This is a genomic window from Psychrobacter sp. ANT_H59 (assembly GCF_008369225.1).
Taxonomy (GTDB): Bacteria; Pseudomonadota; Gammaproteobacteria; order Pseudomonadales; family Moraxellaceae; genus Psychrobacter; species Psychrobacter cryohalolentis.
Genome location: NZ_VOBE01000003.1, coordinates 360,254 through 373,760, shown reverse-complemented (window position 1 = coordinate 373,760; position 13,507 = coordinate 360,254). Strand labels below are relative to the sequence as shown.

13 protein-coding genes are annotated in these 13,507 nt (G+C 42.0%); 5 read left to right on the top strand and 8 right to left on the bottom strand.

What is annotated here, in order from left to right:
- Positions 1–74: 74 nt before the first annotated feature.
- Positions 75–1,112 (bottom strand): hypothetical protein, encoded by a 1,038-nt coding sequence (locus tag FQ083_RS07240; protein WP_262880947.1) that lies wholly within the window; start codon positions 1,110–1,112, stop codon positions 75–77.
- A gap of 131 nt (positions 1,113–1,243) precedes the next feature.
- Between FQ083_RS07240 and ccmA the strand changes: the two genes are divergently transcribed.
- From ccmA to ccmE, 5 genes are all read left to right on the top strand, one after another.
- Positions 1,244–1,873, top strand: a complete 630-nt coding sequence (gene ccmA, locus FQ083_RS07235; protein ID WP_149409367.1) for a heme ABC exporter ATP-binding protein CcmA — start codon at positions 1,244–1,246, stop codon at positions 1,871–1,873.
- 111 nt (positions 1,874–1,984) lie between these two features.
- Positions 1,985–2,668 carry a heme exporter protein CcmB gene (locus FQ083_RS07230; protein WP_149409424.1) on the top strand — a complete coding sequence of 228 codons (684 nt, stop codon included), beginning with the start codon at positions 1,985–1,987 and terminating at the stop codon, positions 2,666–2,668.
- A 207-nt stretch (positions 2,669–2,875) separates the two neighbouring features.
- The gene (ccmC, locus tag FQ083_RS07225; protein WP_149409366.1) at positions 2,876–3,664 is read left to right on the top strand and encodes a heme ABC transporter permease CcmC; all 789 of its coding nucleotides are present in this window, start codon (positions 2,876–2,878) and stop codon (positions 3,662–3,664) included.
- 16 nt (positions 3,665–3,680) lie between these two features.
- On the top strand, positions 3,681–3,902 hold the full coding sequence (gene ccmD / locus FQ083_RS07220; protein WP_011514425.1) for a heme exporter protein CcmD: 222 nt from the start codon (positions 3,681–3,683) through the stop codon (positions 3,900–3,902).
- A gap of 251 nt (positions 3,903–4,153) precedes the next feature.
- Positions 4,154–4,654, top strand: a complete 501-nt coding sequence (gene ccmE / locus FQ083_RS07215) for a cytochrome c maturation protein CcmE (RefSeq protein ID WP_020444259.1) — start codon at positions 4,154–4,156, stop codon at positions 4,652–4,654.
- A gap of 123 nt (positions 4,655–4,777) precedes the next feature.
- Here the strand turns inward: ccmE and FQ083_RS07210 are convergent, their stop codons facing one another.
- The 7 genes from FQ083_RS07210 to FQ083_RS07180 all read right to left on the bottom strand — a co-directional run bounded on the left by FQ083_RS07210 (position 4,778) and on the right by FQ083_RS07180 (position 13,416).
- A complete protein-coding gene (locus FQ083_RS07210) occupies positions 4,778–5,626 on the bottom strand; it encodes an aldo/keto reductase (RefSeq protein WP_133104765.1) in 849 nt (282 codons plus the stop codon).
- 316 nt (positions 5,627–5,942) lie between these two features.
- Positions 5,943–6,896, bottom strand: a complete 954-nt coding sequence (locus FQ083_RS07205) for a MetQ/NlpA family ABC transporter substrate-binding protein (RefSeq protein WP_149409365.1) — start codon at positions 6,894–6,896, stop codon at positions 5,943–5,945.
- Between the two features lie 265 nt (positions 6,897–7,161).
- Positions 7,162–7,848: a methionine ABC transporter permease gene (locus FQ083_RS07200; protein ID WP_011514421.1), complete on the bottom strand. Its 687-nt coding sequence runs from the start codon at positions 7,846–7,848 to the stop codon at positions 7,162–7,164.
- Between the two features lie 19 nt (positions 7,849–7,867).
- On the bottom strand, positions 7,868–8,638 hold the full coding sequence (locus tag FQ083_RS07195) for a methionine ABC transporter ATP-binding protein (RefSeq protein ID WP_188004083.1): 771 nt from the start codon (positions 8,636–8,638) through the stop codon (positions 7,868–7,870).
- 321 nt (positions 8,639–8,959) lie between these two features.
- Positions 8,960–11,062 carry an ATP-binding protein gene (locus tag FQ083_RS07190; RefSeq protein WP_149409364.1) on the bottom strand — a complete coding sequence of 701 codons (2,103 nt, stop codon included), beginning with the start codon at positions 11,060–11,062 and terminating at the stop codon, positions 8,960–8,962.
- A gap of 137 nt (positions 11,063–11,199) precedes the next feature.
- Complete coding sequence (locus FQ083_RS07185; RefSeq protein WP_011514418.1) at positions 11,200–11,922, bottom strand: response regulator transcription factor; 723 nt, start codon at positions 11,920–11,922, stop codon at positions 11,200–11,202.
- Positions 11,923–12,204: 282 nt separating this feature from the next.
- Positions 12,205–13,416 (bottom strand): efflux RND transporter periplasmic adaptor subunit, encoded by a 1,212-nt coding sequence (locus FQ083_RS07180; RefSeq protein ID WP_149409363.1) that lies wholly within the window; start codon positions 13,414–13,416, stop codon positions 12,205–12,207.
- Between the last annotated feature and the right edge of the window lie 91 nt (positions 13,417–13,507).

Sequence of the window (13,507 nt, the reverse complement as noted above, 5' to 3'; positions counted from 1 at the left end):
AAATAGTGTGCTAACCAACAAATGAAATATAAAGATTAAGAAAAAGTACAGATAAAGAAGCAGGCAAAAATAAATTACTGGTTGCTGAAACTCAAACTGTCTTTGATATTGGGCTGGCTATAAAACGCTTGTAGCATTTCACGCAGATGCGCGGTCAACCATTCGCTTTCAAACGCATCATTGATGATAGGCATTAGGGTAGTGGACAGCTGCATCATTGCTGCCTCATTAATATGTAAGCTTTCTGCCACCTGTGCTATGGTATCGGACTGATGGTTGCGATACCAAGTATCAACGCTTGCTGCTACAAGGCTATGTAAATAAGGGGAGATGCGTAAGCGGTTGTAACTCTGCTGAATACTGGCTTCAATATGATCGATACTGCTATTATTAGGCTCATCACGTAAATAGGTTTGGAGATGGCTAATCGGCTGCTCTTTAATGCGCGCCCAACCAGTGACCAATAATCGCGACACCTCTTCATTGGATAAATGTTCTTGAGCATTGGCTTCTGCGCGATGCGCTAAATCTTTAATATTACGATGTAGGTAAGTCTGCAATTTTTCATCAAGATTTCTGTTGGTTGCCTTCTCAAATGAGCTGCGCCCAAGCTTCATCAGTTTGCCAACACCGCCCGCTTTTTCTAGCGTATTTTCCATAAAGTCGTTGATGGCGTGGTATAGCGTTTGGGTCAACAAATCTGCAAATGTATCGTTGCCAACCAAGGTATGAATCAAGATATTACGCTGCTGCTCATGGCTGCCGACATAGCTCGCTAGCGTTTCAACTTGTGTATCATCAATAAGCTCTGATAACGGCACATTGTTATTGGCTGGATGATAAATAATGCTATGCAAGATATCACGAATATCGGCACGCATCACCTCGCTTAAAGGATGGTCTAATAGCCAATCATTAAGTAGGCGCTGTAAATCATCGCTACTGATATATTTAGCTAATGGCTGCGCACCAAGCCACTGCCAAGCTTCCATGCTCAGCGGTTCAGCTTGCTTACGTAACCATTGCTGCATAAACGTGACTTGTGCATCAATTAAGCTGTTTATCGTTAGCATAGGCGTATTTGGGGTTTGAATATCTTTTGAAGTCTGCATAGGTTTTGAGGTCATAGTAATCGACAATTTGTTATACTGTATGGTTATGGGGCATAAAGTATTATGCCACGAACATCGTCTTGGTTTGTGATGAATATTGACTGCGGGTCAATAAATAATGAGAGGTTGTAATGACGGCTCTGAATACCGCCTTACTTGCGCTTGATGAGCTGACCGTTCAGCGTGGTGAAATCCCTCTATGTGAAGGGGTGTCACTCAATTTGTCTGCAGGCAGCATTTGCCATCTAATTGGTGCCAATGGTACCGGCAAGACCACGTTACTTATGCAACTGGCTGGATTATTGCCGGTGCTAACAGGTGAGATTTATTATCAAGGGGCAGTTCGTTTACCGATTCAGCCTTTGTATGTATCGCACCAATTGGGCATTCATCCCAATCTCACCGTTGCTCAAAACCTCACCTTTTTGCTGAATTTATATGGTATCACACCAAGCGCTGCTGATATTGATGACGCCCTCACTTGGGTAGGATTACAAGGGTTTGAAACCATAAGCTCAAGTCATTTATCCGCGGGTCAAACTCGAAGAATTACCCTTGCGCGGTTATATTTACTGACGCCTGAAGTGACGCCATTATGGTTACTTGATGAGCCATTCACCGCACTCGATGTTGATATGGTAGTCCGCATGGAAGATCGATTGCGCGATTTTGCTCATGAAGGCGGGGCGATATTAATGACCAGTCACCAAGCAGTCGGCGTTGCCAATCAAGTGCTCGATTTGTCCGATTACATGGTATAACGCTATCAGTATCATTGTCAGTATAAATGCGATAGGCATCAGTGGAAGAGCAAATAAATGATAGAGTCAGATACTCGAAAACAAACCGTAAATTCCAGTTTAAATGCTCATATGGCTGATGTGCGTAGTATCAGTTTTATGCAGCTGTGGCGCCGCGAATGGCAGGTCAAGCAGCAAGGGGCAGTGCAGTGGTTATATCCTTTGGTGCTATTTTTAGTAATCATTACCTTGTTTCCGCTAGCGGTTGGAAGCGAGCCTGCACTATTACAGCGCCTTGGGGTGTCGGCGGTGTGGATTGCTGCTTTATTGTCATTAGTGATGGGCGTTGATGGTTTGTTTAAGCCGGCGCTTGATAATGGCACATTGGCGCAATTGGTTGTCGCCAAAGCGTCGCTGCCGTTATGGGTGCTTATCCGTTTGGTGATTCACTGGATTTTTAGCAGTGGTATTGTGGCCGCATTAAGTTTGCTTGCTGTGCCTTTATTTCAGCTGAGTTGGTTTGAGGCATGGATATTGATGGCATCAATTGTTGCGGGTAGTCCGATGCTGTTAATGCTGTCAGCGGTTGCTAGTAGTTTGACGTTATCATTGAAGAATGGCGCTGTGCTAGTGCCTTTAATCGCTTTGCCGATGCAGTTGCCGGTATTGATTTTTGCCACCGGTGCGGTTGATTTATTTGCTACGGGTCTTAATGGTCTGCCTATTTTGGCGTTGTTGCTGGCAGGTAGTATTATCTCAGTGTTAGTGATGCCATGGGTGATTGCTATGACGTTAAAAATGTCGTGGTTGAATTAAAGTTTACACTGGCATGGTGTTCCTTCTCTTATTAAAGCCTTTTATATTAACAACATGATGAAAACTGGCAACTTTGCTATAATAGTCTATTAAACACACACTCACGTGTAGATTCTATCCAGCGTTTAACGCCAGCAGGTTAGCGGATAATTGTATGAATCATGCGTTTAACTTGATAATCACTAGCTGCGTAATAGGTTTATTTCCATGCCCAACCTAAATAATGTCTCATCTCCTAGCCTGTGGCAACGTATTTGGCAAGTTTTCCTGACCACGGTGGGTACCAAGGAATTCTTTCGCATCTTTTCGCCTTGGGTCAAGTGGCTGGCGATACTAGCAAGTCTTTGCTTGCTCATTGGCAGTATCTGGGGGCTGGCTTTTGCGCCGCCTGATTACTTACAAGGTAATAGCTATCGTATTATCTTTATCCACGTACCGGCAGCAAGCCTTGCTATTTCAATTTATTTTTCCTTAGCGGTACTTGGGGTAATTTACTTAGTTTGGAAAATCAAGACCGCCAGCCTTGTGGCGCAGGCACTTGCTCCTCTGGGGTTTTTATTGTGTGTGATTAGTTTGCTGACGGGTTCTATTTGGGCAAAACCTACGTGGGGAACCTACTGGGTTTGGGATGCGCGGCTGACATCGATGCTGATTTTGGCATTTCTATATGCAGGTGTGATGGCATTGTTTGCCGCCTTTGAACATACGGCGAATCGCGGTAAAGCTGCCGCTATTTTGTCTATCGTTGGCGCAGTGAATCTGCCGATTATTAAGTATTCAGTAGAGTGGTGGAATACTTTACACCAAGGCTCGACCTTTACCTTGACTGCGGCACCTAAGATGTCAGCAGATATGTGGCTGCCGTTATTATTGATGATTATTGGTAGTTACCTGTTGGTCGCAACCTTAGCGATTTACCGTACCAACACTTTAATCTTGCATCGTGACCAAGGTAAAGCATGGGTCAAAGAATATATCCGTGGGCAAACCAAATAACCGCTAGGAAAATATGATGCAGCCTTACTTTTATAGTTTTTCTGAGTTTATTGCAATGGGTAAGCATGGCGTTTTTGTCTGGTCATGCTGGGCGATTACCGTTGGCATGATGCTGGCTTTTGTATTTTATAGCCGTCGTCAAAGACAAGCTCTTATTAAGCAGCTGGCGATTCAACAAGCCCGTCAGGCACAGCGCACGACCAAAACGCCAACACCGGTGACTAAAAATACTCACTAGAAATCATTTTATCTCATACCCTTAATATCTAGATTTGATACATTGCGCTGATACATAAATGAGCAGATAAAGGATTTCTATAAAGGTGGGTAACCTTATTGAGTTATTCATAAAATGCTACCATATAGTTATTAGAAGAGTACGATTAGAAAGACATTTTTAGGACGTTTTTCTAATGGTAGTTTCTTTAATATTTTCTGTTTTATAGATGGATAATGTCTAAAACAGCGACTCATCAATGAGGTAGTAGTATGAACGCAGTTCGTCGTAAAAAACTGATGTGGGTTATGTTTACGCTTGCAGGGGCAGCCATAGCCGTAGTGTTGGTGATTTATGCTATAGGGCAACAGACCGACTACTACTTTGACGCGACTGCCATTGCGCAAGGTGAAGCGCCACAAGACAAACGTATTCGTGCTGGTGGTATGGTGGTTGCTGGTAGTGTACAGCGTGCGCCAAACGACCCATTGAGCGTTGAATTTGCCATCACAGACTTTCAATCGACCGTCCCCGTGACTTATCAAGGTATTTTGCCAGATTTGTTCGCTGAGAACTCAGGTGTTGTCGCGACGGGTAAAATGCAAGGCGATACCTTTGTCGCAGGTGAAGTGCTGGCAAAACACGATGAGAACTATATGCCGCCAGAAGTTGCTAAATCGATGAAAGAAAATAATCGCATTGGTGCAGTTCCTTCTTCTGAGCAATACAATCCTGCTGAAAAAATTCATGAGACCAAGACTTTACAGCAGTAATTGCGCTGGCAACAATAAACGATAATTATCGTAAAAAGCGTTAAACATAAAAAAAGCCAGCGATATCTTAACACTGGCTTTTTTTTTGGCGAACCTAATACTTAAATAAGTATGAGTTATTTATTAATCGTCCCATTCTGGTGAATAATCTGGATGCTTAATTTTACGCCCGTCGCTACGTGCTAAGCTGCCGATTTTCTCAAGTTCATCCGCACTCAACTCTACTTTGATGGCATCTAAGTTGCCTTGTAAGTGCTCAGGATTAGACGTTTTTGGAATCGCAATACGGTGCTTATCGGCTAGAATCCACGCCAGCGAAACTTGTGCGGCGGTGATACCGTGTTTATCAGCGATGTCTTTAATGATTTTATGATCAAAAACATCTCCGCGGGCAAGCGGCGAATACGCTTCCAATAAAATATGGTGATTGTTTAAAAAGGTCTGCAAAGTTTTTTGCTTAATAAAGGGGTGAAACTCAACCTGATTGACCGCAATCGGCACGTCAGCATATCTCTTGGCTTCAATGATGTTAGCAATATTAAAGTTAGATACACCGATATTACGAGTCAGCCCTTGTTTTTGCAGCTCACAAAGCGCGGGGATGGTCTCAGATAAGGGCACACGATCATCAGGCCAATGTAGCAGCAGTAAATCAACGTAATCGGTATCTAGATTTTCCAACGAGCGCTTAGCAGCGGCAATAAGTTTTTCTGGCTCAAACTTCATGTCATCAGGGAATATCTTGGTCGTTAAAAAGAACTTATCGCGAGCGACATCTGATTGCTTAATACCTTTACCAACCTCGACTTCATTGCCATATGCTTGAGCCGTATCAATGTGTTCATAGCCCATTCTTAGACCTTGGCTGACGACATCAATACAGTCTTGTCCCGTTGATTGCCACGTACCCAGTCCGAGTACCGGAATGTTCGCTTGTCCAGCGGTGCGAATGTTATAAGTTTTAGCATGCATATTATTATCCTTGTCTTTTTTGTGATCTACTAATAGCTTTTATAGTTAAATAAAGTATTTGATCAGAAACATAATGTTCTCAATCTCTAATAAGCTTAACCACTATAGAAAGAAATGGCGGTAAGTGAAAGGGCAGGTGACGCTTTCCTACAAACGACAAACAGGCTGTAACGTCATTTAAACTATTTTTTGCTTATCATTACTAAAATAAAGATCAAAAAAATCCCATTATTTATCAATAATGGGATTTTTGTTATTACTTAAAACAGAATCATTTGAATAGATGAGTCGTATTAAATCTATTAACTAGTAATGACTATTTAGCAGCAGCTTCTACAGGTGCGCTACTTGTAGTGTCAGCACCCCAAATCTTTGGATATTTATAGCCAGGGAAGCTGTCGTGAGCATATTTTTTAAAGGCATCTGAGTTATAAGCGTTAGTGACGTCTTTTACCCATTTTTTGTCTTTATCCGCAGTTTTGATAGCAGACCAGTTTACATAAGCAAAGCTTGGCTCTTGGAATAGCGCTTCAGTCAGCTTGATACCTGAATCGGTCGCGTAGTTACCGTTAATAATGGCAAAGTCTACTTCGTCACGCGCACGAGGCAACTGCGCCGCTTCTAGCTCAACGATTTTTATGTCGTATTTGCTATTATCAGCGATATCAGTTTTTGAGGCAGTCAATGGATCGATATTGTCTTTTAGCGTAATCCAGCCAAGCTCATTCATCATGACTAATGCGCGAGCAAAGTTACTCGGGTCATTAGGCGCAGAAACGCTCATACCTTTATAAACGTCTTCGATTTTGGTTTTTTTACCAGCGTAAATACCTAATGGGGCAGTAGGAACTTGGAAGACTTCTACCAAATCAAGGTTATTTTCTTTTTTGAAGGTATCTAGATAAGGCTTATGTTGAAAAATGTTGATGTCTAAATCGCCATCTGCTAACGCAACGTTTGGACGGACATAATCAGTAAAGGTTACCAGTTCAACTTCATAGCCTTGTGCTTCTAATGAACCTTTTACTTGATTACGAACCATATCTGCAAAGTCACCTTCGGTCGTACCAATGACGATTTTGCTATGTTCAGGATCAATATCACTGGTAGCAGTGGTTTCTGTATTGGTAGTTTCGGTTGCGCCTTCAGTAACTGGCTCTTTGGTGGCTTCTGGTGCTGATGAATTATTGCAACCGACCAACACTAGGCCTGATACGCCAACAGCAGCAAATGCAGTCGCTACTTGACGGCTGATATCTGTTAATTTCATGGAACTTCCTTAATAAGGGTAGGAGTCAAAGGATAAAATACTGAGATTAAAAATAGAATTAAAAAACCGCATTAAAAAAGCAACATTATGAATAGTAATGCTGCTAAGTTAACGAGTGTTAAGATAGTATCAAAATTAAAGGGAATCAGTTACAAAGTCAAGCATTTGCTTAGGATGAATCAGCATTAGACCCTGTAAACTATTCATATCAAGCATCACTCAGTCATCAATATCTAACTTCAATGAGCCAAGTGATCACAGGTTTTTAACGTTTATCTAATCGAGTCGCGACCCAATTTCCTAAGGCTTGAATACCGATGACCATGATTGACAGCATAATGACGATGAATACCATCACCTCAGTCTGATAACGATAGTAACCATATCGAATTGCCAAATCACCCAAACCGCCGCCGCCAATCATACCAGCCGCTGCTGAAAAAGAGAGCAAGCTGATACAAAGGATAGTCACGGACAAGACCAAGCCAGAGCGTGCTTCATTAAGCAGTACTTTGATGATGGTAAAGGGACGGGCGCCCATCGATTCAGTTGCTTCAATAATACCGCGCGGCACTTCACGTAAGTTTTGCTCAACCAAGCGTGCAAAGTAAAATGAGCCAGCAATTGCAAGCACCAATGATGCGGCGATAGGACCAATACCAGTACCGACGATAGCTTTGGTAAAGGGACTCATGGCAATCATCAAAATGACGAATGGAAAGGCACGCATAAAGTTTGTGATGCCACCAAGTACAGCATAGAGCGTTTTATTTTGTAAAAACTGCCGATCACTGGATAAAAATAAGAAGACGCCAAACAGACCACCGATAAGAATGGCAACTGTCGTTGAGATACCAAGCATAATAAAAGTATCTAAAAATGCCTGCCAAATCTCTTTACGCAGGGCGAGTAGCTTGTCTATCGAGGCGGATAATTCTGCACCAGTTATCATGTTTATTTCTCCTGCCTCATTAGTCTTCGTGGACTAAGCCTTTGCCAATTGGGGTGGTGGCCTGAATGAGACCATCGCGGATGTCTGCTACTTCGAGCAATTGTCCTTGATGTAACAAGGCTGCACGGTCACATAGTCTGCGAATGACGCTCATCTCATGAGTTACAATGACGATAGTGACGCCAAGCTGCTCATTGATATCACGCAAGCAAGTCAACAAACTGCGCGTAGTGGCAGGGTCGAGCGCACTGGTTGGCTCATCAGCAAGGAGTACTTTTGGGCTTGGCGCAATCGCACGGGCGATACCAACACGCTGTTTTTGTCCGCCTGACAACTGCGCAGGATAGTGGCTAGCGCGGTCGATTAAATCAACGATTTCTAGACAATCCATGACACGCTTATGAATATCAGCGCGAGGGTAGCCTGCAACCGTTAAGTTAAAAGCAACATTGTCAAAGACGGTGCGATTAGACATCAGATTAAATTGCTGAAAAATCATACCGATATTATGACGGGCGATACGCAAGTCACTGGCAGACAAAGAAGTCAGGTCTGTACCATCGATAATCACTTGACCTGAATCAGGACGTTCAAGCAAATTAATCAGGCGTAAAAGTGTTGATTTACCCGCACCTGAATAGCCCATCAAGCCAAAAATCTCACCTTGCTGGACGGTTAGTGACGTCGGCTCGACAGCAGTAAACCAATGCGGCTTGCCGTTTTTATCTTTTATAGACCGGTCACTCAAAAAACTCTTGGTCACATCGTTTAAGACAATCATGTCACTCATGGAAGGCTCAAAATTCAATAAATGTTTTAGTGGTTATGAAGTGGTCGTCGTCTCTCTGACTGCTGAGCAGTTGAGTTAAAACCACATTCGATAACCCCATAATAAGGGGCGCTAATATAGCATATTATGCAAGGTTTTTGATACAGGCATCGATGATTGACTTTGAACTTAGTTAGTCAATATCAAGATATATAGAATGAAATAGGTAGGATGTCATTATGGTATATTTTTCTGACTTATTGATCGCTATGCACGCTAAAGGCTTGTAGTTCTTATCCTATAGCAATTTTGAGAGTTTGTTTATGATATGAATGAATAAAATCAGTCACGATTGTCATGATGATGGTAATGCGGATTGAGTTTAACAGGCAATACCACCAAAAATCGCGTGTGACCATTGATAGTGTCAGTAGTGATTCTTCCTTGATGGGCAGTGACAATTTGTGATACTAAGGACAAGCCAAGACCTGAGCCTTTATTTTTTTGCTGCAAACGCACAAAGGGGCTAAAAACTTCTTCACGTTTATTTTCAGGGATGCCATCACCCTCATCAATCACTGCCAATACCACATACTTCGGAAGCGGACGTGTTGGCTCCGGTTTAGATTTTTTGAGATGTTTGCTAAATAGGCTTTCCTTACGGGTGGTATTTGACGTTTCAGGACTTTCTTTATCAATTGCTTTATCACTTTCTTTTATCGCAACATCACTATTTTTATTCACTTTATTGGCATCTTCTTTATTGCCATTGATAGCATTTTTACCAGAAATGTCATCAATAGCATGGTCAGGATCTTCAGAAGACCGTTGCTTCTCAGGCACGGCACGCCACATCACTTTCTTTAGCTTATCGGTCAAATCTGATGTAAAACTATGATAATTATCAAACAATGAAGAATTACCAACCTTTTCAAGTGTCTCGCTCGTATTAGTAGGCTCTACTTGCTCTAAAATAGTACTATCGCTATCTTGATTCACAGTATTATCAGATTCATTGTCAGTACTAGTATGAGCATCATTCACCAAATTTTCACCATTTTGATAAATAAGCGGTGCTGGTAATACAGATATAGACTCACTATTTGCTGCTTTTGGCTTTGGAAGCGCTGCACTAATAGAATTATTCAGCTCTGATACGGTATCTTGCTGATGAGCAAGCGGATTTGTACTATGAGATGACTCATCAGAATAAAAGTCTGAGCTGTTATAGTCTATAAAGCTACTGCACAATACTGTCTGCAATAAGAAATCAGGGATATCTTCAGCTTCTTCAAGGGTTTGCACCCCGTACAGCAGCACAGTGACTGGTGGTTTTCCATGCAGCATGGCATTGGTTAATAGATTGCGAATTAAATGGGTGAGCATTGATGATTGACCGTCAATTACAATGTGTTCACCAATTAACGTTGCTTCAGGATAGTGTTGGCGTTCTTGATTCACCAAATCATATAAATCTAAATTTTCAACTTGCTGTAAGGCGTGACCGGCATCCAAACGGCTCACTAATAGAATGCTTTCAACCAAATCATTGAGACCTGAGAGGTCGCGATTAATGGCTTGAGCGCGCTTATCAAACTTGGCTTTGTTGTCACTTGGCAATGGACCTGTCAGCATGTCCATCATCTCAATCTGTAGGCGAATACGTGTTATGGGTGTACGCAGCTCATGAGAGGCATGTGCAAGTAATAAATTATTGGCATCAATAAGGTGTTCAATCTTTTGTGCTGCTTGATTAAATCCACGTGCCAGTGAGGCGATTTCATCATTGCCGCGTGCATTTACCCGTACGGTAAAGTCACCATCGCCAAGCTGAGCCATCTGTAGACTCATCTGATTAATACGCCAAGTAATGGTCCGGGCAATCCACCAAAGGACGCCTGCCATAATGAGTAGCAATAAGAGCGTGCCAGTAAATAAGTTAAGCGCCGCAGAGAGAACCGGCTTTTTGGGTGGCAAGCGTGACTCATATAATAGCGTATAGCCAGTACTGCTATAAACTTGAGCTTGCTTGGTTGGTGACGTTTCTGCAAAAGAGGGGAAAACACGTGAGAACAAAGAAGGCGTAGCAGGAAGTTCTAGCGGCAAATCGCTATTATCTGTTTGCATCAGCAGATGACCTTCGCTGTCATATAAACCCATTTTTGCTTGCAATGACTCATCAAAGATATCGAAGCTTTTTTTGACTACAGCTAGCATAAAACGCGATTGTAGGCGATTTTCCTTACTAACTGCGATATTTAGCTCATGCAAAAAAGGATCGATCTGTCCTAAAATTTGCGTTGCCAATACCTCTGAGCGAATGCCCGCATCTTTATCATGTACCAGCTGTGTCAATAATACCATCGCAACAGCAAACAAGATAAGCGCCAGCATGACACTGGCAAATAGCTTGGCAAACACGGAACGAAAACCCAATTGCTGCATTAAATAATCTCTATTATCAAAAACTTATGCCACTTTGTATGGTCAAACATAAAAGGGGTTATCATACATATGATACCCCTTTTAATGAACTATTTTAAAGCTGTTTGACTGTTTATTTACCAACAGTTTACTACTGATTACACTTGGTCAGTGGCAAACTGATAACCGACACCGCGCACTGTAATAATACGCTTTGGTTGACGTGGATTGTCTTCAATCAACGCACGAAGACGCGAAATATGTACGTCAATCGCGCGATCAATATTGTCTGAGCTGTCATCATTTGGCATGGCTTGCCACAATTGCTCGCGGTTCAGTACTTTGCCAGAATGCGTGGCAAAATAATGCAGCAATTGGAATTGATGCGTCGTCAAGCGTACAGGTAAATCATCGATAGTCACTTCATGACTGTCAGGGAACACGCTCAAACGACCAAAAGTTAAGCTATCTGACTGACTGTCCGCTTGGTTTGGCTGCTCATGGCGGCGAATAACCGCACGAATACGAGCTAACAGTTCACGCGGCTCAAACGGTTTGGCAATATAGTCATCAGCGCCCATCTCAAGACCCAATACGCGGTCTGTGGTATCACCTTTTGCTGTCAACATAATGATCGGCACTTTATTGGTCATATTGTTTTTATTGCCACGGATTTTTTGGCAAACTTGCATACCATCCATGTCGGGTAGCATGAGGTCAAGTACTACCAAGTCAATATCACGCTCTTTGGTGTCTAATAAATCCAGACCTTCTTGACCAAGACCTGCATGATGCACATCATAATAATTCATGGTCAGATAATCACTGATTAATTCTGCTAAATCTGGATCATCTTCAATTAACAAAATCTGCTTACTCATAATGTTTCCTCTAGTTGTTGTTATAATTTGTCTTAATGCACTTTTACAATTTATAAAAGTGGCGTCTGCCCTTAGTTTTCAATTATCCCAAATGCTCATATGATAAATATGTAAATCAAAAGTAGCTATCCATACAAGAGATACAAGCCATGCTTTAATGCTATGCAATAAAAGTATGTAATCCGTACTATCCATAATACGCTATATTGCCTAAACAGGATGTTATTAAACAAGGCGTGCTTTGTTAATGTTTCTACACAATGTAACTGCATGGCTCTGTGCTTAAGAAACCACCACTTTTTTGCCTTTAGATTCAATGGGTAAGTTCGCCAAACAAATCAAACTGTCACTACTGATACCTGCGATTAAATATTGTTTGGTCAGTGGATCGTACTCAATTACTTCAATAGGCTGGCGGGTTAAGCGCTGGTCTTGTCCTATAATCCAGATATTGGCAGTCAAAGAACGCAGCGGTTTGTAAGGCGGCACCTGTATTTGTGTCAAGTCAACATTATGTAGGGCAATTTTAGGCACAATAGTACCCACTTCTATCTGCCCGTAGTCAACTCTGCCAGTGACTTGCATATCAGGCGCTAGCTGATTACGACTGACTTCATTGTTGATCACATTTACATAGACCAAAAGCTGCATCGGTTGTTTTACCGCCTGCACTTTACTGACCTGACCGGTAAATTTATCTACTCTATCTTCGGCAGTAAAGTTGACGGTTTGACCGACAGAAATTTGCGATTCAGCTTCAATCGGCAACGTTGAGATAAAATGCAATTCCGTTTCGTCACTGAGCTTCAATAACACTGTTTGAGCCTCTATCTTTTGTCCAGCTTGCACCGACAGATTCTCTACGCGTCCTGAAAAGCGGGCACGTAATGTGATTAAATCAGAGGACTGCTTTGCCGTTGTTCTGTCTTTGCTATTACTAGCAAGCTCGGCTCTATTATTATCATTAATAACATTAGTTTTTTTATTTAAGACAGAGGGCTGGCTAGTATTGTCAGAAGTGCTAGCTCCATCAGCATTACTAGCAGTTGTATTTAATTCTGCTTCTATATTGGTTTCAGTATTATCCGAGCCTATTGCTTTGTTTAAAATTTCCTGACGTCGAACCGTGACTAGCGGCGTACCTTTTTTCACCCACTGGTTGTCACTGACTAATACTTGCTCTACCGTCAGAGGCTGTGCCGCCATAAGGTTGATTTGCTTGATAGGTTCGATACGACCTTGTAAGCCAAGGCTGGGCTGATAACGGGTAGGTTTGATACTTAAAATATGATCAGGTGTGATGGTGACACTATCGGCACTAATGAGTGGTATATCAACTGGCTCATTATTGTCGCTACTTAATACTTCGGTAGGAGATGTTGGCTGGCAGGCAATAAGAAATAGGGCGCTCAATATATAAACGCTCTTTTTTAACGGCGCAGTCTGTAAGCATATAAAACGCATGTAATGCAGCGAGCGCATAAAAAATGTCATACCAATCACCATCATAAACGACTTTTTATTATATAGGGAATTACAAGTATGGGAAATGGTTCTATCAGATTGTATTTAACTGGTTTTTTTA

Bases quoted from the DNA above. Each gene is read 5' to 3' on its own strand.
- FQ083_RS07210 (WP_133104765.1), bottom strand. From the start codon at position 5,626: ATGCATGCTAAAACTTATAACATTCGCACCGCTGGACAAGCGAACATT.
- FQ083_RS07230 (WP_149409424.1), top strand. From the start codon at position 1,985: ATGGCTGATGTGCGTAGTATCAGTTTTATGCAGCTGTGGCGCCGCGAA.
- FQ083_RS07200 (WP_011514421.1), bottom strand. From the start codon at position 7,848: ATGATAACTGGTGCAGAATTATCCGCCTCGATAGACAAGCTACTCGCC.
- FQ083_RS07240 (WP_262880947.1), bottom strand. From the start codon at position 1,112: ATGCAGACTTCAAAAGATATTCAAACCCCAAATACGCCTATGCTAACG.
- ccmA (WP_149409367.1), top strand. From the start codon at position 1,244: ATGACGGCTCTGAATACCGCCTTACTTGCGCTTGATGAGCTGACCGTT.
- FQ083_RS07185 (WP_011514418.1), bottom strand. From the start codon at position 11,922: ATGAGTAAGCAGATTTTGTTAATTGAAGATGATCCAGATTTAGCAGAA.
- FQ083_RS07205 (WP_149409365.1), bottom strand. From the start codon at position 6,896: ATGAAATTAACAGATATCAGCCGTCAAGTAGCGACTGCATTTGCTGCT.
- FQ083_RS07180 (WP_149409363.1), bottom strand. From the start codon at position 13,416: ATGACATTTTTTATGCGCTCGCTGCATTACATGCGTTTTATATGCTTA.
- FQ083_RS07190 (WP_149409364.1), bottom strand. From the start codon at position 11,062: ATGCAGCAATTGGGTTTTCGTTCCGTGTTTGCCAAGCTATTTGCCAGT.
- ccmC (WP_149409366.1), top strand. From the start codon at position 2,876: ATGCCCAACCTAAATAATGTCTCATCTCCTAGCCTGTGGCAACGTATT.
- ccmD (WP_011514425.1), top strand. From the start codon at position 3,681: ATGCAGCCTTACTTTTATAGTTTTTCTGAGTTTATTGCAATGGGTAAG.
- ccmE (WP_020444259.1), top strand. From the start codon at position 4,154: ATGAACGCAGTTCGTCGTAAAAAACTGATGTGGGTTATGTTTACGCTT.
- FQ083_RS07195 (WP_188004083.1), bottom strand. From the start codon at position 8,638: ATGAGTGACATGATTGTCTTAAACGATGTGACCAAGAGTTTTTTGAGT.